Source organism: Martinezella sp. CNPSo 3959, assembly GCF_057784355.1.
On sequence record NZ_JBXSOV010000015.1, the window covers coordinates 117,415 to 136,492 of the forward strand.

Annotated in this window: 20 protein-coding genes; 8 read left to right on the forward strand and 12 right to left on the reverse strand. The window is 60.9% G+C overall.

The window, feature by feature from the left end; translation table 11 throughout:
* Positions 1-42 precede the first annotated feature (42 nt).
* The 5 genes from AC13RE_RS24620 to AC13RE_RS24640 form a co-directional block, all read right to left on the reverse strand.
* A complete protein-coding gene (locus tag AC13RE_RS24620) occupies positions 43-318 on the reverse strand; it encodes an HPr family phosphocarrier protein (protein WP_015338201.1) in 276 nt (91 codons plus the stop codon).
* A 19-nt stretch (positions 319-337) separates the two neighbouring features.
* The gene (locus tag AC13RE_RS24625) at positions 338-739 is read right to left on the reverse strand and encodes a PTS sugar transporter subunit IIA (RefSeq protein WP_488564866.1); all 402 of its coding nucleotides are present in this window, start codon (positions 737-739) and stop codon (positions 338-340) included.
* A 152-nt stretch (positions 740-891) separates the two neighbouring features.
* A complete protein-coding gene (locus AC13RE_RS24630; protein WP_132719599.1) occupies positions 892-1,344 on the reverse strand; it encodes an HPr kinase/phosphorylase in 453 nt (150 codons plus the stop codon).
* Positions 1,345-1,352: 8 nt separating this feature from the next.
* Positions 1,353-3,146: a sensor histidine kinase gene (locus tag AC13RE_RS24635; protein WP_015338204.1), complete on the reverse strand. Its 1,794-nt coding sequence runs from the start codon at positions 3,144-3,146 to the stop codon at positions 1,353-1,355.
* Between the two features lie 105 nt (positions 3,147-3,251).
* On the reverse strand, positions 3,252-3,983 hold the full coding sequence (locus AC13RE_RS24640; protein ID WP_207899651.1) for a response regulator transcription factor: 732 nt from the start codon (positions 3,981-3,983) through the stop codon (positions 3,252-3,254).
* Positions 3,984-4,333: 350 nt separating this feature from the next.
* On the opposite strand from AC13RE_RS24640, the gene AC13RE_RS24645 reads away from it, so the two are divergent.
* The 3 genes from AC13RE_RS24645 to AC13RE_RS24655 all read left to right on the forward strand — a co-directional run bounded on the left by AC13RE_RS24645 (position 4,334) and on the right by AC13RE_RS24655 (position 7,394).
* Entirely contained in the window at positions 4,334-5,944 is a 1,611-nt protein-coding gene (locus AC13RE_RS24645) for a phosphoenolpyruvate carboxykinase (RefSeq protein ID WP_488564867.1), read from the forward strand.
* A gap of 118 nt (positions 5,945-6,062) precedes the next feature.
* Positions 6,063-6,497 carry an alternative ribosome rescue aminoacyl-tRNA hydrolase ArfB gene (gene arfB, locus AC13RE_RS24650; protein ID WP_132719593.1) on the forward strand — a complete coding sequence of 145 codons (435 nt, stop codon included), beginning with the start codon at positions 6,063-6,065 and terminating at the stop codon, positions 6,495-6,497.
* A gap of 288 nt (positions 6,498-6,785) precedes the next feature.
* Positions 6,786-7,394: an alpha-ketoglutarate-dependent dioxygenase AlkB family protein gene (locus AC13RE_RS24655; protein WP_488564868.1), complete on the forward strand. Its 609-nt coding sequence runs from the start codon at positions 6,786-6,788 to the stop codon at positions 7,392-7,394.
* 3 nt (positions 7,395-7,397) lie between these two features.
* On the opposite strand, the gene coaA is transcribed toward AC13RE_RS24655, so the two are convergent.
* From coaA to hisB, 7 genes are read right to left on the reverse strand one after another with little or no spacing between them, the layout of a single operon-like run.
* Positions 7,398-8,393 (reverse strand): type I pantothenate kinase, encoded by a 996-nt coding sequence (coaA, locus tag AC13RE_RS24660; RefSeq protein ID WP_015338209.1) that lies wholly within the window; start codon positions 8,391-8,393, stop codon positions 7,398-7,400.
* 7 nt (positions 8,394-8,400) lie between these two features.
* Entirely contained in the window at positions 8,401-8,715 is a 315-nt protein-coding gene (locus tag AC13RE_RS24665) for a phosphoribosyl-ATP diphosphatase (RefSeq protein ID WP_488485801.1), read from the reverse strand.
* A 14-nt stretch (positions 8,716-8,729) separates the two neighbouring features.
* Positions 8,730-9,518 (reverse strand): imidazole glycerol phosphate synthase subunit HisF, encoded by a 789-nt coding sequence (hisF, locus tag AC13RE_RS24670; RefSeq protein ID WP_112414767.1) that lies wholly within the window; start codon positions 9,516-9,518, stop codon positions 8,730-8,732.
* Complete coding sequence (gene hisA / locus AC13RE_RS24675) at positions 9,515-10,258, reverse strand: 1-(5-phosphoribosyl)-5-[(5-phosphoribosylamino)methylideneamino]imidazole-4-carboxamide isomerase (RefSeq protein WP_132719589.1); 744 nt, start codon at positions 10,256-10,258, stop codon at positions 9,515-9,517. The genes hisF and hisA overlap by 4 nt, the downstream gene beginning before the upstream one ends.
* Before the next feature lie 25 nt (positions 10,259-10,283).
* Positions 10,284-10,934: an imidazole glycerol phosphate synthase subunit HisH gene (hisH, locus tag AC13RE_RS24680; protein ID WP_488564869.1), complete on the reverse strand. Its 651-nt coding sequence runs from the start codon at positions 10,932-10,934 to the stop codon at positions 10,284-10,286.
* 2 nt (positions 10,935-10,936) lie between these two features.
* Entirely contained in the window at positions 10,937-11,434 is a 498-nt protein-coding gene (locus tag AC13RE_RS24685) for a DUF2628 domain-containing protein (protein ID WP_488564870.1), read from the reverse strand.
* 25 nt (positions 11,435-11,459) lie between these two features.
* On the reverse strand, positions 11,460-12,068 hold the full coding sequence (hisB, locus tag AC13RE_RS24690) for an imidazoleglycerol-phosphate dehydratase HisB (protein WP_015338215.1): 609 nt from the start codon (positions 12,066-12,068) through the stop codon (positions 11,460-11,462).
* Positions 12,069-12,281: 213 nt separating this feature from the next.
* On the opposite strand from hisB, the gene hslV reads away from it, so the two are divergent.
* The 5 genes from hslV to AC13RE_RS24715 all read left to right on the forward strand — a co-directional run bounded on the left by hslV (position 12,282) and on the right by AC13RE_RS24715 (position 18,996).
* A complete protein-coding gene (gene hslV / locus AC13RE_RS24695; protein ID WP_488564871.1) occupies positions 12,282-12,809 on the forward strand; it encodes an ATP-dependent protease subunit HslV in 528 nt (175 codons plus the stop codon).
* 44 nt (positions 12,810-12,853) lie between these two features.
* Positions 12,854-14,164 (forward strand): ATP-dependent protease ATPase subunit HslU, encoded by a 1,311-nt coding sequence (gene hslU / locus AC13RE_RS24700; RefSeq protein ID WP_488485798.1) that lies wholly within the window; start codon positions 12,854-12,856, stop codon positions 14,162-14,164.
* Positions 14,165-14,438: 274 nt separating this feature from the next.
* On the forward strand, positions 14,439-15,392 hold the full coding sequence (locus tag AC13RE_RS24705; protein WP_488564872.1) for a DUF1402 family protein: 954 nt from the start codon (positions 14,439-14,441) through the stop codon (positions 15,390-15,392).
* A gap of 119 nt (positions 15,393-15,511) precedes the next feature.
* Complete coding sequence (locus tag AC13RE_RS24710; protein ID WP_488564873.1) at positions 15,512-16,906, forward strand: cytochrome P450; 1,395 nt, start codon at positions 15,512-15,514, stop codon at positions 16,904-16,906.
* An 86-nt stretch (positions 16,907-16,992) separates the two neighbouring features.
* Positions 16,993-18,996 (forward strand): hydantoinase/oxoprolinase N-terminal domain-containing protein, encoded by a 2,004-nt coding sequence (locus AC13RE_RS24715; RefSeq protein WP_488564874.1) that lies wholly within the window; start codon positions 16,993-16,995, stop codon positions 18,994-18,996.
* Positions 18,997-19,078: the final 82 nt, after the last annotated feature.

Sequence of the window (19,078 nt, forward strand, 5' to 3'; positions counted from 1 at the left end):
AAGTCTTTATGTCTTTATATCCGCGATAGCAGGCGGAAAAGCCTACATTTCCTCGCCGAACTTGTTGGCGACCAGTTGGTCAAGCGCCTCGAGCGCTTCGGCTGCCTGGTTGCCGCTTGCCGCGACAAGCACGCTGCAGCCCGGGCTGGCTGCCAGCATCATCAGGCCCATGATCGAAGTTCCGCCGACCGTGGTACCGTCTTTTGAAACGGTGATCACGGCGTCGTAGGCTTCGACGGTCTGGACGAATTTCGCGGAGGCACGGGCATGCAGGCCCCGCTTGTTGATGATCAGGAGTTCCCGGGAAAGCTCGGTCATGGGGGCGGTGTTTGCCTCGTTATTTGCCACTGAGCACACGGCTGGCCACGTTGATATATTTGCGCCCGGCCTCTGAGGCCTCCGCCAGAGCTCTTTCCATGTTGTTGTCGCCGCGTACGCCCGCGAGCTTGATCAGCATCGGCAAATTGACGCCGGCGATGACCTCGGTATGGCCGCTATTCATGACGGAGATTGCGAGATTGGAAGGAGTACCGCCGAACATGTCGGTGAGGATGATGACGCCGTGCCCGTCATCGGCGCCGGCAACGGCCTGCAGAATGTCCTGCCGCCGCTTGTCCATGTCGTCTTCGGGACCGATGCATACCGTCTCTATGAACTTCTGCGGACCAACGACATGCTCGACGGCATGCCGAAACTCTTCAGCCAGCTTGCCATGAGTGACAAGCACAAGTCCAATCATGATATTACTGCTCCCATGGCATACGCAAACAGGTGGCCAATATCGCAATGCAGCAATGTCGTCCACCGGTGGGGGGACATCTTGGCGATGAAAAGGCGAAGTGCAAGCTTAAAATATAGGATTTGCATGCCTGTTCGGGCCTAAATGGCCGATTAGCCGAAACTCGCGCCGATTTTCGCTATTATTATGGCCAGCGGATTCGCGGAGGTTGCGGCTAGGCGGATCAAGGGCAACCGGATGGAGCCGGTAATATCGACCTGCTCGTCTTCCGGCGGCAGCCTTTCTGCCGTGGCCGGATCGACGGGGCGGACCGCGAAGTGCATTTCGCCTTCGGAAATGTAAGGCATCCGGACGATGCCGGTATAGCGGATTTCCATGAGCCCTTCGATCGAGGGCGGGCATTTCGCAATCACGGAGCCACTTTGCTCGCTGATCAGCACCCGGTCGTCGGCAACAAGGCTTGCCGCCAGCCCGAGCGGTTTGGCAGCGGCAAGGCACGAAAAAGCGAGGGCGGATTTGCCGCTGCCCGAAGGGCCGAGAAACAGGAGCCCGGTCTTGCCGATGACGATCGCCGTGGCGTGGATATTGGTCGCTTCGCCGATCATGCGAGCGCTCACGCCTGCGTCTGGGCGGGCAGCGACAGGATGAACCGTGCCCCGAGCAACGTCGAGCCATCGCTGTCGACGATATTCTCGGCGCGCAGCGAGCCGCCATGCGCTTCGGCGATCTGCCGGCTGATCGAAAGGCCGAGACCGGAATTCTGCCCGAAACCTTCGGATTCGGGTCGGTCAGTATAGAAGCGTTCGAAGATGCGGTCGATATTTTCGGCCTGAATGCCGGGACCATTATCTTCGATATAGATGACGCAACGCGTCCGTGTCCGCGTCAGCCGCACGGTGATCTTGCCGGTTTCCGCCGGGACGAAGGACCGTGCGTTTTCGATGAGATTGGTGACGATCTGACCGATGCGCAGGTCGTGACCCTCGACGGAGAAATTCGTCTTGTTGCCCGGCTTGCGGTCGACGACATATTCGATTTCGACGGCCTTCTTGCTGTGGCCGACTTGTCTGGAAATATCGATCATGTCGCGCAGCAGTACTTCCAGATCGAGCGACTTCGCATCCGGGCGCGCAAGTTCGGCGTCAAGCCGCGATGCATCGGAGATATCGCTGATCAGGCGGTCGAGGCGGCGAACGTCGTGCTGGATCACGTCCATCAGCCGCTTCTTCGAATCATCGCTCTTAGCGAGTGGCAGCGTCTCGACAGCGCTACGCAGCGACGTCAACGGGTTTTTCAGCTCGTGGCTGACGTCGGCTGCAAAACTCTCGATGGCATCGATGCGATCATAGAGTGCCGATGTCATGTCGCGCAATGCGATCGACAGGTTGCCGATCTCGTCCTGGCGGGCGGAAAAGTCAGGGATTTCCTCGCGTTCCTTCGCCCCGCCGCGGCGCACACGGATGGCCGCAGCCGAAAGCCGGCGCAGCGGATTGGCGATGGTGGAGGATAAAAGCAGCGACAGCACCACGTTGACCAGCGTCGCGACGCCGAAGACGCGCATGATCGCGAGACGCTCGGCATGAACGATCTTGTCGATGTCGCCGGCCTGGGTCGAGAGCAGTAAGACGCCGAGCACGGCGCGGAAGCGCTGGATCGGCACGGCGACCGAGACAATCAGCTCGCCCTTCTCTGTGGTGCGGACCACAGCACCGCGCACGCCGGTCAGCGCATTCATGACTTCCGGATAGATCGAACCGTCGCCGCCGGGCGCCTCTTTATAGACAGGCAGGTTGCCCGGCTGCAGCATCTTGTTGAGCAACCCGCTGAACCAGTCGGACCAGCTCTGCTTCTCGTCGTCGACGGGGGGCAGGTCGTAGCGCAGCACCTGGCCACGGGAATAGAGATGGCGGCTGTCGAGCAAGAGATTCGCGTCGGCATCGAAGATGCGGGCGCGGGTGCGTGTCGGCGAGATCAGCCGCGTCAGCACCGGCGCCACCTTTTCCGGATCGATCGGGAATTCGAGATCCTCATCGTTCGGAACGGGCGTGATGCTCTGGCCGGCCTGCAGCTCCAGCAGCTTCTGTGGGTCGATGGTGATGGAGTTGGTATCGACCGATGCCGAGGCCGAGACGGCACCGGCGATGATCTCGCCCTGCGTCAAGAGGCTCTCGACGCGGGCATCGATCAGGCCTTCGCGGAACTGGTTGAGATAGAGAATGCCGCCGACAAGGACGACGAGGGCGGCCAGATTGAAAAACAGGATGCGCCGCGTCAGGCTCGAAAAGACAGCATTGCCGAAGATGCGGCGGATCAGCACGAAGGGATGAGTCCAGCGCCGGCGCGCGATTCGAGCGCCGCTCGGGCTTTCCGAGTCGTCTATATCCCTGTCCTGCACCAGCTGTGCCAAGCCAACGGCCCTTTCGAAGAACGGGATTCGCGACCCCGTCCGCATGCTCTTATTCCATCGTCCGCCGTATGGTCCAGTTAACTATCCGTATGGTCTAGCTAACTATTATGCAGCTTCGCGGAAACGGTAGCCGACGCCATACAGCGTCTCGATCATATCAAAATCGAGGTCGACCATCTTGAATTTCTTGCGCAGCCGCTTGATGTGGCTGTCGATCGTGCGGTCGTCCACATAGACCTGCTCGTCATAGGCCGCATCCATCAGCGCATCGCGGCTCTTGACTACGCCGGGGCGCTGGGCAAGCGAATGCAGGATGAGGAATTCGGTGACGGTGAGCGTCACCGGCTCGCCCTTCCAGGTGCAGGTATGGCGTTCCTGGTCCATGACAAGCTGTCCGCGTTCCAGTGAGCGGGCCTGCTGTGCAGCACCCGGCTTGGCAACGGCTGCGCCGCCGGCAGCATTTGCGGCTTCGCGAGCGGACGCACGGCGGAGAACGGCCTTGACGCGTTCGACCAGCAGGCGCTGCGAGAACGGCTTGGTGATGAAATCGTCGGCGCCCATCTTCAGGCCGAAGAGTTCGTCGATTTCCTCGTCCTTCGAAGTCAGGAAAATCACTGGTATATCGGATTTCTGGCGCAGGCGGCGCAGAAGCTCCATGCCGTCCATGCGGGGCATCTTGATATCGAAGATCGCCAGTTGCGGCGGCCGGGCAAGCAGGCCGTCCAGCGCCGAGGCTCCGTCCGTGTAGGTCTCTACCTTATATCCCTCTGCTTCCAAGGCAATCGAAACGGAAGTCAGGATATTGCGGTCGTCGTCAACGAGCGCGATTGTCAACATGGTGTTCGTCTCCGTCATCAGTGCGCGTCTCCCGGATTTGGAATCCAGCCCAGGCGGTCTGCCAGTTCGGTCGGCGGTAACCTGGCGCGCTTATGGGGATAAAGGTGGAACAAATTGTGGCAAAGATAAAGGGGAGGATTGTTGCGGAGAAAAACCCTTGCGCAGGGGTTGTATGACGTAACGCCCCGACGCCTGCTATTCAAACGATTTAAAATTATGGAAATTTATTTAAATCGATTAAATAACTGATATCATTAAATATTTTTCGCGTATGGCTCTTGTGCTTTTAAAAAGACCTCTTTACGCTTTAGATAATTCTAACGGCCAAGCCCCTTGTAGAGGAAAAAGTGATGGAGCAATTCGGCGTCCGCAATCCCGCGACTGAACTGGGATCGATCGGCCTGGGAGCCGCCGCCAGTGTGCGTTACAACCTCATGGAAGCCCATCTTTACGAAGAGGCGATTCGCCGTCGCGAGGCCGATCTGACCGCCGATGGCGCGCTCAGGGCCTTAACCGGCCAGCACACCGGCCGTTCGCCGAAGGACAAGTTCGTGGTGCGCAATGCCACCACAGAAGACCAGATCTGGTGGGACAACAACAAGCCGATGTCGCCGGAGCATTTCGAGCTCCTGCATGAGGACATGCTGGCCCATGCCCGCGGCAAGGACCTGTTCGTGCAGGATCTGATTGGCGGTGCCGATGCTGAATACGCCTTGCCGACGCGCGTCATCACCGAATTCGCATGGCATTCGCTGTTCATCCGTAATCTGCTGATCCGCCCCGATCGCTCTGAGCTCGAAAGCTTCGTACCGCAGCTGACGATCATCGACCTGCCAAGCTTCCGCGCCGATCCGGAGCGCCATGGCTGCCGCACCGAAACGGTCATCGCCTGCGATTTCGTCAACGGGATCGTCCTGATCGGCGGCACCTCCTATGCCGGCGAAATGAAGAAATCGGTATTCACGGCGCTGAACTACATGCTGCCGGAGCGCGGCGTCATGCCGATGCACTGCTCGGCCAATGTCGGCCCGGAAGGCGATGCCGCGATCTTCTTCGGCCTGTCGGGCACGGGCAAGACGACGCTCTCGGCAGACCCGACCCGCACGCTGATCGGTGATGACGAGCATGGCTGGGGCGAAAACGGCATCTTCAACTTCGAAGGCGGCTGCTACGCCAAGACCATCCGTCTTTCGGCAGAAGCCGAGCCGGAAATCTATGCAACGACGCGCCGTTTCGGCACCGTGCTCGAAAACGTCGTGCTCGATGAGCATGGCCGCCCGGATCTCGACGATGGGTCGCTGACGGAAAACACCCGCAGCGCCTACCCGCTGCATTTCATCCCGAATGCTTCGGAATCCGGTATCACGGGTCATCCCGAGACGATCATCATGCTGACGGCGGACGCTTTCGGCGTCATGCCGCCGATCGCCAAGCTGACACCGGATCAGGCGATGTACCACTTCCTGTCCGGCTACACCGCCAAGGTCGCCGGCACGGAAAAGGGCGTCGTCGAGCCGGAAGCAACCTTCTCGACCTGCTTCGGCGCGCCTTTCATGCCGCGCCATCCGGCCGAATACGGCAACCTCCTCAAGGAGCTGATCGCCCGCCACGGCGCTCGTTGCTGGCTGGTCAACACCGGCTGGACTGGCGGCGCCTACGGCAAGGGAAGCCGCATGCCGATCAAGGCGACGCGCGCCCTGCTGGCCGCTGCCCTGAAGGGCGATCTCGACAATGTCGAATTCCGCACGGATGCGAATTTCGGCTTCGCGGTCCCGGTCGCGGTGGAAGGTGTCGATACAGCGATCCTCGACCCGCGCTCCACCTGGGCCGATGGCAATGCCTATGATGCGCAGGCCGAGAAGCTGGTACAGATGTTCGTCACCAACTTCGCCAAGTTCGAGGATCATGTGGACGGCAACGTCCGTGATGCAGCACCGGGGATGCCGGTTGCTGCGGAATAATCATCCAGAGCGGGAATGACTCACGTGAAACCCGGCGGCCAGTTCGCCGGGTTTCATTTTATCCGGCAGTAGTTTTCAACCGCGCATCAATGTGGGATAGACAGGCGCGGAGAAAATCATGGCCAGCGAAGCGCTTTACATTAACGACCGGATCACGATTGCCGGCTGGGAGCTGACGGAACAATTCGTTCTGGCGGGCGGTCCTGGCGGTCAAAACGTCAACAAGGTCGCGACCGCAGTCCAGCTTTTCTTCAACGTCCAGAATTCCCCCTCGCTGACCGACCGCGTCAAGGCGAATGCGATCAGGCTTGCCGGCCGTCGTGTGTCCAAGGAAGGCGTTCTGATGATCGAGGCCAGCCGCTTCCGCAGCCAGGACCGCAATCGCGAGGACGCCCGCGAGCGGCTGAAGGAACTGATCCTCGAAGCAGCCGCCCCGCCGCCGCCGCCCCGCCGAAAGACCAAGCCGACAAAGGGATCGATCGAGCGCCGGCTGAAGGAGAAATCCGGGCGCTCCGAGGTCAAGAAGATGCGCGGCAAGGTCGGCGGCGACTAGATTGGGTTTTCGGGCTGCAGTTTTGGCTTGGCTGGGTAAAATTGAAGCTTGTCGGGCGGGTTCAGTTTTGTGGACGCTGTCTGCCTGGCCCCTCATCCTAGCCTTCTCCCCGCATGCGGGGAGAAGGGACGACACAGCGAAACAGTAAGACTCTCAGTCGCGGCGGCTGGCTTGAGGCAGGATAAACCCCCTCGCCCCGCTTGCGGGGAGAAGGTTGGGGTGAGGGGCCGTGCACCAAAGCGCTAGAACGACACGCTCACCCGACCGGCATCATCGCAGGAAACCAAAATGCTGCTCCCCAACGGAATTCGCCATCTCCCCGGATATCTCGACCGCCCTGCCCAGGAAGCGCTCGTCGAGGCGATCCGCGCCGTTGTGGCAGAGGCGCCGCTCTACACACCGGTCATGCCGGGTACCGGCAAGGAAATGTCGGTCCGGATGACCAATTGCGGTTCGCTCGGCTGGGTGACGGACAAGCAGCACGGCTATCGTTATCAGCCGATTCATCCGGTCACAGGTCGCACATGGCCGGCCATGCCGCCGCAACTGCTCGATCTCTGGCGCGATATAGCAGGCTATGAAAAGCCGCCCGAAGCCTGCCTTGTCAATTTCTATGGCGACGATGCCCGCATGGGCCTGCATCAGGATCGCGACGAGCAGGATCTCAAGGCGCCCGTCCTGTCGGTCTCGCTGGGAAACGCCTGCCTCTTTCGGGTTGGCGGTCTCAGCCGCAACGATCGCACGCTATCCTTCAAGCTCGCGAGCGGCGATATCGTCGTTCTCGGCGGCGAGGGGAGACTCTGTTTCCACGGCGTCGATCGTATCTATCCGGCAACGTCGACATTGCTGAAGAACGGCGGACGGATCAACCTGACCCTCAGGTGTGTTCAGCCCTAAGCCTCAGAGCTTTCTGAGCGCCACTTGCTCGATCAGGTGATTCTTGCCCTTCTGCAGGATGAGATCGGCGCGCGGACGCGTCGGCAGAATGTTCTGGCGCAGGTTCTTCAGGTTGATGTTCTTCCAGAGCCCCTCGGCGATCGCCAGCGCCTCTTCCTCACTGATCGAGGCGTAGCGGTGGAAGAAAGAGTTGGGATCGCGGAAGGCGGTTTCGCGCAGCCGCATGAAGCGGGCGACATACCAGTTGTGGATCAGCTCCTCGTCGGCATCGATATAGATCGAGAAGTCGAAGAAATCCGAGACCATCGGCACGATCTTGCCATCGGCTGGCAGATGCCGCGATTGCAGCACGTTGATGCCCTCGAAGATCAGGATATCCGGGCGGTCGACCGTCTTGAATTCATTCGGCAGCACGTCATAGACGAGGTGCGAATAGGACGGCGCCTGCACATTCGGCTGGCCGGCCTTGATTGCCGAGAGGAAACGCAGCAGCGCTGCGGTATCGTAGCTTTCCGGAAAACCCTTGCGCTGCATCAGGTTGCGGCGCTGCAATTCGGCGTTCGGATAGAGAAAGCCGTCCGTAGTGACCAGATCGACCTTCGGGCTCGACGGCCAGCGGCCCAGCAATTCCTTCAGGATACGCGCCGTGGTGGACTTGCCGACCGCGACCGAACCGGCGATGCCGATGACGAAGGGCGTCTTGGCGATATCGGAGAGGCTGAGGAAGCGATTGCGCTGCTCGAAGAGGATCTGCGAGGATTCCACATGCGAGGACAAAAGCCGCGACAGCGACAGATAGATGCGCCTGACTTCGTCGAGATCGATCGGATCGCCCATGGATCGCAGCCGCTTCACTTCGTCTGATGTCAGCGTCAGTGGCGTGTCGGCGCGAAATTTCGCCCATTCTTCCGAGGAGAAGAAATAATAGGGCGAATAGGCTTTCGCCTGGAAAATATCGAGCGTTTCGGGCGCTGGCTGGCTCTTGGTCGCTATTGTCATCGCGTTCTTACCGGCTGGCCTTTTCCTGAAGGCCGGATTGGGCGGTGCGCCTTTCGAGCTCACCCATGACATTCTCTAACGGAATGCCGGCAATCTTCAATACGACCAGAAGATGATATAGCAGATCGGCCGCCTCATAGGTAAGATTGTCGCGATCGTTGATGACCGCTGCCATCACGGCCTCGATCGCCTCCTCGCCGAGTTTCTTCGCCGCCTTCGGCTGGCCGGCGGCAACAAGCTTCGCTGTCCAGGATTCGTCCGGCGAAGCCTTGGAGCGTTCCTCGATGATTCGTTCGAGGTCGGAAAGGGTAAATCCGCTCATTGGTCCGCTGTCTCCTAATCCAGCCGCATCGGAATGCCGCGCTCGGCCATGTAGCGCTTTGCCTCGCCCACCGAATAGGTGCCGAAGTGGAAGATCGAAGCGGCAAGCACCGCCGTCGCATGGCCTTCCTTAACGCCGGCGACGAGGTCGTCGAGATCGCCGACGCCGCCGGAGGCGATGACGGGCACGCGCACCGCATCGGCAATCGCCCGCGTCAGCTCCAGATCGTAGCCGACTTTCGTGCCGTCGCGGTCCATGGAGGTGACGAGCAGTTCGCCGGCACCGCGTTCGACCATCTTGCGGGCAAAATCGACGGCATCGATGCCGGTCGCATTGCGGCCGCCGTGGGTGTAGATTTCCCAAGCGCTCAGATTGTCGCCACCGAGCGCCTCGGTCCGGCGCCGCTTGGCATCGATGGATACCACGATGCACTGGTTGCCGAACTTATCGGCCGCTTCAGCCACGAAATCGGGATTGTTGACCGCCGCCGAATTGATCGAAACCTTGTCGGCGCCGCAAAGCAGAAGCTTGCGGATATCGGCGATCGTGCGCACGCCGCCGCCGACCGTGACAGGCATGAAGCATTGTTCGGCGGTGCGGGCGACAACATCGAAAATGGTGTCGCGATTGTCGGAGGAAGCCGTGATGTCGAGAAAGCAGAGTTCGTCGGCACCGGCCGCGTCATAGGCCTTGGCAGCCTCGACCGGATCGCCGGCATCGATAAGGTTGACGAAGTTGACGCCCTTGACGACGCGGCCGTCCTTGACGTCGAGGCAGGGGATGACGCGGGCTTTCAGGGTCATTGCGCTGCCTCCTTGGCCTGCTTGATCAGGGCCAGTGCCTCTTTCGGATCGATCCGGCCATCATAAAGCGCGCGGCCGGAAATCGCACCTTCCAGTTTACGGGCATCCGGCTGGATCATGCGGCGGATATCATCAAGCGAGGCAAGGCCGCCGGAGGCGATGACGGGGATGGAAACGGCATTGGCCAGTTCCAAGGTCGAATCCCAGTTGATTCCCGTGAGAATGCCGTCGCGATCGATATCGGTATAGATGATCGCTGCAACGCCGACACCTTCGAATTTCTTGGCGAGTTCGATGACGCCGAGTTCGGAGGCCTCGGCCCAGCCCTCAACCGCCACCTTGCCACCCTTGGCATCGATGCCGACAGCAATATGGCCCGGATAACGCCGGCAGGCTTCGACGACAAGCGCCGGATCGCGCACCGCCACGGTGCCGAGGATAACGCGGGCGAGCCCGCGCGACAGCCAGTTTTCGATGTGCTCGAGCGTGCGGATACCGCCGCCGAGCTGCACCGGGTTCTTCGTCGCCTTGAGAATGGCATCGACGGCGGCGCCGTTGACGGTCTCGCCGGCGAAGGCGCCGTTGAGATCGACGACATGTAGCCATTCGAAGCCCTGGTCTTCAAAGGCTTTCGCCTGGGCACCGGGATCGGGGTTGTAGACGGTTGCCTGCTCCATGTCGCCGAGCTTGAGGCGCACGCATTGGCCGTCTTTTAGGTCGATAGCAGGAAAAAGAATCATGATGTCTGTCCTTGGAGCGCGAGCCTTACGGCTTCCAGCGCAGGAAATTGGCGATCAGGGCAAGGCCGAGTTTCTGGCTCTTTTCCGGATGGAACTGTGCGCCGGCGATGTTGTCCCGGCCGACGAAAGCGGTCATCGGCCCGCCATAATTCGTCGTCGCGATCACATCGTCTCCGTGGTCGGCGGCCAGATGGTAGGAATGGACGAAATAGGCGTGCAGGCCGTCAGGCCCGGTCTCGATCCCATCGAAGAGCGCGTGCGGGTGGCGGATATCCAGCGTGTTCCAGCCGATCTGCGGGATTTTCAGGTTGGGATCGCTCGGCGTCATTTCCTTGACGTCACCCTTGATCCAGCCGAAGCCTTTCGTGATCGTCTTTTCCAGCCCGCGCGACGACATCAGCTGCATGCCGACGCAGATGCCAAGGAAGGGGCGGGCCTTGTGTTCCACGACGTCGATGATCGCTTCCGCCATGCCGGGCACGGCATCGAGGCCCCGACGGCAATCGGCATAGGCGCCGACGCCGGGAAGCACGATGCGGTCGGCCGTGGCGACGCGCTCGGCGTCATCGGTCAGGTCGATCTCTGCGTCGATGCCTGCCTCGCGGGCGGCCCGTTCGAAAGCCTTGGTGGCCGAGCGCAGATTGCCGGAACCATAGTCGATAATCGCGACGCGCATGATCAGCGTCCTCCGTCATAGCCGGGAAGGCCGAAGCTCGGGCCTGGGCGGCTGGTATTCGTGTTGGTGGCCGAGATATCCCAATTTTTAGGGTGGATATCCGGGTTTGGCTTCTGCTCGAACTCGGAAAAGTGGATTTCCTCCGCAGTCGCCAGATCGTGTGCCGAGACGAGGTTTTCAACCTTCCAGCCGCGGCTGATGAGACGATCGCTGATCGCGTTCCGGCCCTCAAGAGCCGCAAGGGCATGGACACCAAGCAGAAGCGCGGCTCCGGCGGCGAAAAAGCCCGGCTGACGCATCAGTTCCAGCGCAATGCCCTGCAGCAGAAAAGCGGCGACCGCATGCAGCCAAAGCCTATGGAAGAGCATCCAGAGCGTCGGAAACAGGAACGCCGTCCACGAAAAACCGTCGCGGATGAATCGCGTTTCGTCGCGATACCGATCCGATATTTCGGATCGGCTCGGTGCTCCGGGTGGAGTCAAAATCAGATAGCTTGCCATCTCTTCACTTTCCCCATGATGGGGCTCAGGCGAGCGTGCCTTTCGTCGAGGGCACACGGCCTGCCTGCCGCGGATCGATCTCGGTTGCGGTGCGCAATGCGCGCGCAACTGCCTTGAAGCATGTCTCGGCTATATGGTGATTGTTGGCGCCATAATGGTTGAGGATATGCAAGGTGATGCCGGCATTCTGCGCCAGCGCCTGAAAGAATTCGCGCACCAGCTCGGTATCGAAGGTGCCGATCTTCGGCGCGCTGAACGACACGTTCCAGACGAGAAAGGGCCGGCCCGAGAGGTCGACGGCCGCCTTCGTCATCGTCTCGTCCATGGCGAGGTCGATCGAGGCATAGCGCGTGATGCCGCGCCGGTCGCCCAGCGCCTTGGCGATCGCCTGGCCGATCGCGATGCCGGTATCCTCGACGGCGTGGTGATCATCGACATGCAGGTCGCCCTTGGTGTCGATCTCCATGTCGATCAGCGAATGTCGCGACAGCTGTTCCAGCATATGATCGAAAAAGCCAACCCCCGTCGAAATCGTCGATTTGCCGCTGCCGTCGATATTGACGGAAACGGAAACCGAGGTCTCGTTGGTCTTGCGGGAAACGCTTGCCGTGCGGCTCGCTGCGGTCTCTGCCATGGGCTGCTCCATCGGAATACGGCCGTTCCTTATCAGGCGTATCGGGAAATATCCAGAAGTTACGCGTGGGCCCCACGCGTTTAGCCGGCTTGCCGCCATCATTCGGCCGCGGTTGCCATTTGCAATCGCCAAAACCCCTCTTACATAGGTGCTGACGGGGCCGATACGCGGCCCGGCAGAAAGCCCGCCGAAATGGGGGCAAACAGGTGTTGAATGACGACAATCGTGACTATTCGCAAGAACGGCAAGGTCGTGATGGCTGGTGATGGCCAGGTGAGCCTTGGCCAGACCGTAATGAAGGGCAATGCCCGCAAGGTTCGCCGCATCGGCAAGGGCGATGTCATCGCCGGTTTCGCCGGCGCGACTGCCGATGCCTTCACTCTTCTCGAGCGCCTCGAAAAGAAGCTCGAACAATATCCCGGCCAGCTGATGCGCGCCGCCGTCGAGCTCGCCAAGGACTGGCGGACGGACAAATATCTGCGCAACCTCGAAGCCATGATGCTGGTTGCCGACAAACAAATAACGCTCGCGATCACCGGCAACGGCGATGTGCTCGAGCCTGAACATGGCGCCATGGCAATCGGCTCCGGCGGCAATTTCGCCCTCGCTGCCGCACGTGCGCTGATGGACAGCGACAAGTCGGCTGAAGACGTCGCCCGCCGCGCTCTCGATATCGCTGCCGACATCTGCGTCTATACCAACCACAATGTGGTCGTCGAAACGCTCGATGCCGAAGCCTAAGTTCCTCTCTTGATAGTTTCCAGCCCTGACAGGGAACATACGAAATGACCACTTTTTCCCCCCGCGAGATCGTTTCCGAGCTCGATCGCTATATTGTCGGCCAGCATGAGGCCAAGCGCGCCGTGGCGATTGCACTGCGCAATCGCTGGCGCCGCCAGCAGCTCGAACCTGAGCTGCGCGACGAAGTCATGCCCAAGAATATCCTGATGATCGGCCCGACCGGTGTCGGTAAGACGGAAATCTCTCGCCGCCTCGCGAAGCTCGCCGGCGCCCCCTTCATCAAGGTCGAGGCCACCAAGTTTACCGAAGTCGGCTATGTCGGCCGCGATGTCGAGCAGATCGTCCGCGATCTCGTCGAAGTCGGCATCGGTCTAGTGCGCGAAAAGAAGCGCGCCGAGGTGCAGGCCAAGGCGCATATGAGCGCCGAAGAGCGCGTGCTCGATGCGCTGGTTGGTGCCACCGCCTCGCCGGCGACGCGCGACAGCTTCCGCAAGAAGCTGCGGGACGGCCAGCTTGACGACAAGGAAATCGATATCGAAGTGGCCGATACCGGCTCCGGCATGCCCGGCGGCTTCGAAATCCCCGGCATGCCCGGCGCCAATATCGGCGTGCTCAATCTCTCCGAAATGTTCGGCAAGGCCATGGGCGGCCGCACGAAGAAGGTGCGCACGACGGTCAAGGATTCCTACAAGGAGCTGATCCGCGACGAGTCCGACAAGCTGATCGACAACGAGGCGATCCAGCGCGAAGCCGTGCAATCGGCCGAAAATGACGGCATCGTCTTCCTCGACGAGATCGATAAGATCGCCGCCCGCGACGGCGGCATGGGTGCTGGCGTCTCCCGCGAAGGCGTGCAGCGCGATCTGCTGCCGCTGGTCGAAGGCACGACGGTGTCGACCAAGTATGGTCCGGTCAAGACAGACCACATCCTCTTCATCGCGTCCGGTGCGTTCCACGTGTCCAAGCCTTCGGATCTTCTGCCGGAACTGCAGGGTCGCCTGCCGATCCGCGTCGAACTCCGGCCGCTGACCAAGGAAGACTTCCGCCGCATCCTGACGGAGCCGCAGGCAAGCCTCATCCGCCAGTACAAGGCGCTGATGGAAACGGAAGACCTGAAGCTCGACTTCACGGATGACGCGATCGACGCTCTCGCCGATGTCGCCGTACATCTGAACTCCACCGTCGAGAATATCGGCGCACGTCGCCTGCAGACGGTCATGGAGCGGGTGCTCGACGAGATCTCCTATAATGCCTCGGATCGTGCTGGAGTATCGATAACCATCGATGCCGCCTATGTCCGCGAGCATGTCGGCGACCTCGCCAGCAACACCGACCTGTCCCGCTTCATTCTGTAAGCGGGCCGGCAAAGGCGATTTAAGACAGTAAACACTCGACAGCGGGCCGTTAACTTTTTAGTTAGAGCGTGATGCCGAAAAGTGTATGCGGTTTTCGGACAACATCACGCTCTACTTTTTTGATGCTAGAGCGGATTCAGATTTTAGGTCGACAGACCTAAAATCATCCGCGCTAGAGACCCGTTTCTTTGTGTCGCGTGGCTTTATTCGGCCAAGATTATCCGTCAGGCAGCCGCACGGAAACATCGGTTTAAACTTCGACAGGACAGCCATCTTGCGACGGATACTGATCACTCTTCTTCTGGCAGTTGTCAGCCTTTCCTGGATACCAGCCTATGCGGATGCGGCGACCGCGGTGCCCTCGGGCAACCGCAATGCCGAGCAGCCGCCGGTTCCCGGCGCTTCGGTCCGGCGGACCCGCGGCACGAATTCGAGCTTTGAGCGCAAGTATCAGAAAGTCCGCGAATTGCTGGCGACCGATACGAAGCTGATGGCAAAGATCAAGTCGACAGCGCGGGCCTACGGCATCGATCCGATCCACATCATCGGCGCGCTCGTCGGCGAGCATACCTATAATGTCGATGCCTATGACGGTCTGCAGTCCTATTATGTCAAAGCCGCTTCCTATGCCGGCCAGAGCTTCCGCTTCGCCTATAATGGCGAGAACGTCGACGATTTCGTTGCGCGGCCGCAATTCGATGCCTGCAAGGGCAAGGGTGATTCCTACAGCCTCTGGACCTGCCGAGAGGATGTCTGGGAAGATGATTTCCGCGGCAAGACGGTCGGCGGCACATCCTATCCCGACAACCGCTTCAGCGCGGTCTTCTTCCAGCCCTTCTATGCTGGTCAGACTTTCGGCCTGGGCCAGGTCAATCCGCTGACGGCCCTTGAGCTATCGGATCTCGTCAGCCGCACCTCGGGCATCCCGAAGCTCAGCGAGAAGGATGCGGGCGGCGTCTACAAGGCGATCATGGACCCGGACCTGTCGCTTGCCTTCGTCGCGGCCTCGATCCGCAAGTCGATCGACGACTACCGCTCGATCGCCGGCATGGATATATCAGGCAACCCCGGCATCACCGCGACACTCTACAACCTCGGCAACTCCCGCAAGCGCGCCGCCGCCCTCGCGGCCAAGAACCGCGGCTCTTCGCAGCCGGTCTGGCCGGAAGAAAATTACTACGGCTGGCTCATCAATGATAAGCTGAGCGACCTGAAGTCGCTTTTATAGGCGAGCAGCGCGACGTTTTATCGTCTAGATTTCGTAAGCGGCGTTCCCCATATCGGATGGGCGCGCCGCTTCAGCGGCATAGATCCAGCAGCGGTCGGTTTTCGAGGAGAATTGAACTGATGGACATGATTCCGGAAGCCTTCTCTCCGCCGGCACCGATTCCGCGTACTGTGCCGCCGTCGCGCTTGACAATCATCCGCACGATCCTGCGCAATCCGCTCGAGCTCTGGGGCGAGCCCTCCTATACGCTGCCCTGGATCAAGACCAAATTCTTCAACGAGCGGACGCTCATCGTCAACGATCCAGGCCTCATCAAACATGTGCTGGTCGACAACGCAGCCAATTACCGCATGTCCGATATTCGGCAGCTCGTGCTCCGGCCCATCCTGCGCGACGGCTTGCTGACGGCGGAAGGGCCGGTCTGGAAGCGCTCGCGCAAGGCTGTGGCACCGGTTTTTACACCGCGTCACGCCCAGGGCTTTGCCGGCCAGATGCTCAGCCAAAGCCTGGAATATCTGCAGAAATACGAGGACATCGGCAACGAAGGCGCCGTATTCGATATTGCCGCCGACATGACCGAATTGACTTTCGCCATCTTGGCGGAGACCCTGTTTTCCGGCGAGATCGTCACCGAGGGCGAGCATTTCGCCGATGAAGTCAATGAGCTCCTGCATCGCATGGGCCGGGTCGATCCGATGGATCTTTTGCGCGCTCCTGCCTGGGTGCCACGCATCACCCGCATCGGCGGCCAGCGCGTGCTCGACAAGTTCCGCGGCATCGTCCGCAGCACCATGGATCAGCGGCTGGACAAGATGCGCCGGGATCGCGCCAGCGCGCCGGATGATTTCCTGACGCTGCTGCTCGAAAAGGCCGGTCCAGATGGACTGACCATGGAGGAGATCGAGGACAATATCCTCACTTTCATCGGCGCAGGCCACGAGACAACAGCCCGTGCCCTTGCGTGGGCGCTCTATTGCGTCGCCAACAGCCCGCATATTCGCGATGCCATGGAAGAGGAAATTGACCGCGTGCTGGCAACCGATGCCGAGCCGGTCGCCTGGCTCGACCTGATGCCGAACGTCCGAGCCGCCTTCGAGGAGGCGATGCGCCTTTATCCGCCGGCACCGTCGATCAATCGTGCCGCCATCGCTGATGACGAATGGACGAGCGCCAAGGGCGAGCGTGTGACGATGGAGAAGGGCATCACCGTCTTGATCATGCCCTGGACGCTGCATCGCCACGAACTCTACTGGGAAAAGCCGCGCGCCTTCATACCGGAGCGCTTCCTTCCGGAGAACCGCGGCAAGATCAACCGCTTCCAATATCTGCCTTTCGGCGCCGGTCCCCGCGTCTGCATCGGCGCCACTTTCGCGCTTCAGGAAGCGGTCATCGCCCTTGCCGTCATGATGCGCCGCTTCCGCTTCGACCTGACTGATGAGACCGATCCCTGGCCGGTGCAGAAGCTGACCACTCAGCCGCGTGGCGGTCTGCCGATGCGGGTTACGAGGCGGTAGGACTGTTTTTGCCGTTTGCCAGCTAGCGGCCCGGCCCGGAAGGGTGCAATAACGGCATCACAGTGCATTCAAGGCTGGATATTGTCGTGACGTCTCATTTCCTGCTCGGCATCGACACGGGTGGAACCTACACCGATGCCGTTCTCTTCCATGAAACCGATGGCGTGATCGCCAAGGCGAAATCGCTGACCACGCGGCATGATCTGGCCGTCGGCATTGCCGGCGCCGTCGATGCGGTCATTGCCAAGGCCGATATTCCCGTTTCGGCGATCGGCCTCGTATCGCTGTCGACGACGCTTGCCACCAACGCGCTTGTCGAAGGGCAGGGCGGCCGAGCCGGGCTGGTCATGATCGGTTTCGGCCCTGAGGATCTCAAGCGTGACGGCCTTGCGGAAGCGTTGGGCTCCGATCCCGTGCTCTATCTTCCTGGCGGCCATAATGTTCACGGCAATGAAAACCCGCTCGATATGACGGCGCTGCGCGATGCGTTACCCGAATTGGCGAAGTCGGTGTCGTCCTTTGCCGTCGCCGGCTATTTCGCCGTACGGAACCCGGCTCATGAAATCAGGGTGCGCGATTGCATCCGCGAAATCTCGCATCTGCCGGTCACCTGCAGCCATGAACTCTCTTCCAAATTGGGCGGGCCGCGCCGCGCCCTGACGACGCTGCTCAATGCCCGACTCGTCTCGATGATCGATCGTCTCGTCGGCGCCTGCGAAGGTTTTTTAGCGACACGCGGCATTTCCGCCCCGATGATGGTGGTGCGCGGCGATGGCGCCTTGATTTCGGCCGATGAAGCCAAGCTCCGCCCGATCGAGACGATCCTCTCGGGTCCGGCGGCAAGCCTCGTCGGCGCGCGCTATCTCACCGGCCTCGACAATGCCGTCGTTTCCGATATCGGCGGCACCACCACCGACGTCGCCGTCATGGAGGATGGCAGGCCGCGTCTCGATGCCGATGGTGCCGTGGTCGGAGGCTATCGCACTATGGTCGAGGCCGTTGCCATGCGCACTTATGGCCTTGGCGGCGATTCCGAAGTGAAGATCAACGACCGTGGCCTCGTCGCCGCCTTCGAACTCGGCCCGCGCCGCCTGTTGCCGCTGAGCCTCGCCGCTCACATGCATGGCGATGCAGTCTTGAATGTCCTGGAGCAGCAGCTGCGGGCGACGCATCTCGCCCGCAATGCCGGCCGCTTTGCGCTGCGCACCGGCGTGCCGGATCATCTGGCAAGCGGCCTCAGCAGCCCGGAGGAGGCGTTGTTCGATCGCATCGGCAGCGTGCCCGTTGCGCTCGACAAGCTTCTGACGATGACGTCGCAGAAGGCGACGCTGGATCGGCTTGTCGCGCGCGGCCTCGTGCATCTGAGCGGCCTGACGCCTTCCGATGCCATGCACGTGCTCGGCCGGCAAAACCAGTGGAATGCAGAGGCTGCCCGCCTTGGGCTTGCGCTAGCGATGCGGCTGAAGGATGGTTCGGGACGTCTCATCGCCGAATCTGTCGAGGAATTGGCGCAGAAGATCGTTGATCGCCTCACCCGCCAGTCGGCGGATGTCATTCTCGCCGCCTGCCTTGCCGAAGATGGCGTGGCCGATCTCGCTCCCGCGAAATCCATTTCCATCGATCGCGCCCTTCGCCGCGCGCCGGGGATTGCCCGCTTTGCCATTTCGCTCGATCGGCCGCTCGTCGGCCTCGGTGCTTCCGCTCCGGTCTATTATCCCGCCATTGCCGAGATGCTGGCGACCGAAAACGCCATTCCCAGCGATTCGGATGTGGCGAATGCCGTCGGTGCCGTCGTCGGTCAGGTCCGCACCAGCGTCACCGTTTTCGTCACCATGCCGGAGGATGGCATCTATGTGCTGAACGGCGCCGGCGAAAGCCTGCGCTTCACCGATGAGGATCGCAGCTTCGCCGATGCCCGCTCGCGCGCCATCGAGGCGGCAATGGCGCAGGCAAGGCTGAATGGTGCCGTGGATCTGGTGGTTGCGGTGGACGAGCAGGTGGATGCGCCCGAGGTGGAAGGCAGTCGCAAGCTGATCGAGGCCCGGTTCGTGGCGACCGCTACGGGCCGTCCCCGAATCGCTGCGGACTGATTATTTCCCGAGTGGCATAAATCTTTCGAACTATTGCCAAATTGACAGAAGTGAAACCGTCAGCAAAGTGGCAACATGTAAA

What these genes read in the sequence shown, in the direction of transcription:
- AC13RE_RS24620 (WP_015338201.1), bottom strand. Translation starts at nt 318, where the DNA reads ATGACCGAGCTTTCCCGGGAACTCCTGATCATCAACAAGCGGGGCCTG.
- AC13RE_RS24625 (WP_488564866.1), bottom strand. Translation starts at nt 739, where the DNA reads ATGATTGGACTTGTGCTTGTCACTCATGGCAAGCTGGCTGAAGAGTTT.
- AC13RE_RS24630 (WP_132719599.1), bottom strand. Translation starts at nt 1,344, where the DNA reads ATGATCGGCGAAGCGACCAATATCCACGCCACGGCGATCGTCATCGGC.
- AC13RE_RS24640 (WP_207899651.1), bottom strand. Translation starts at nt 3,983, where the DNA reads ATGTTGACAATCGCGCTCGTTGACGACGACCGCAATATCCTGACTTCC.
- AC13RE_RS24645 (WP_488564867.1), top strand. Translation starts at nt 4,334, where the DNA reads ATGGAGCAATTCGGCGTCCGCAATCCCGCGACTGAACTGGGATCGATC.
- arfB (WP_132719593.1), top strand. Translation starts at nt 6,063, where the DNA reads ATGGCCAGCGAAGCGCTTTACATTAACGACCGGATCACGATTGCCGGC.
- AC13RE_RS24655 (WP_488564868.1), top strand. Translation starts at nt 6,786, where the DNA reads ATGCTGCTCCCCAACGGAATTCGCCATCTCCCCGGATATCTCGACCGC.
- coaA (WP_015338209.1), bottom strand. Translation starts at nt 8,393, where the DNA reads ATGACAATAGCGACCAAGAGCCAGCCAGCGCCCGAAACGCTCGATATT.
- AC13RE_RS24665 (WP_488485801.1), bottom strand. Translation starts at nt 8,715, where the DNA reads ATGAGCGGATTTACCCTTTCCGACCTCGAACGAATCATCGAGGAACGC.
- hisF (WP_112414767.1), bottom strand. Translation starts at nt 9,518, where the DNA reads ATGACCCTGAAAGCCCGCGTCATCCCCTGCCTCGACGTCAAGGACGGC.
- hisA (WP_132719589.1), bottom strand. Translation starts at nt 10,258, where the DNA reads ATGATTCTTTTTCCTGCTATCGACCTAAAAGACGGCCAATGCGTGCGC.
- hisH (WP_488564869.1), bottom strand. Translation starts at nt 10,934, where the DNA reads ATGCGCGTCGCGATTATCGACTATGGTTCCGGCAATCTGCGCTCGGCC.
- AC13RE_RS24685 (WP_488564870.1), bottom strand. Translation starts at nt 11,434, where the DNA reads ATGGCAAGCTATCTGATTTTGACTCCACCCGGAGCACCGAGCCGATCC.
- hisB (WP_015338215.1), bottom strand. Translation starts at nt 12,068, where the DNA reads ATGGCAGAGACCGCAGCGAGCCGCACGGCAAGCGTTTCCCGCAAGACC.
- hslV (WP_488564871.1), top strand. Translation starts at nt 12,282, where the DNA reads ATGACGACAATCGTGACTATTCGCAAGAACGGCAAGGTCGTGATGGCT.
- hslU (WP_488485798.1), top strand. Translation starts at nt 12,854, where the DNA reads ATGACCACTTTTTCCCCCCGCGAGATCGTTTCCGAGCTCGATCGCTAT.
- AC13RE_RS24710 (WP_488564873.1), top strand. Translation starts at nt 15,512, where the DNA reads ATGGACATGATTCCGGAAGCCTTCTCTCCGCCGGCACCGATTCCGCGT.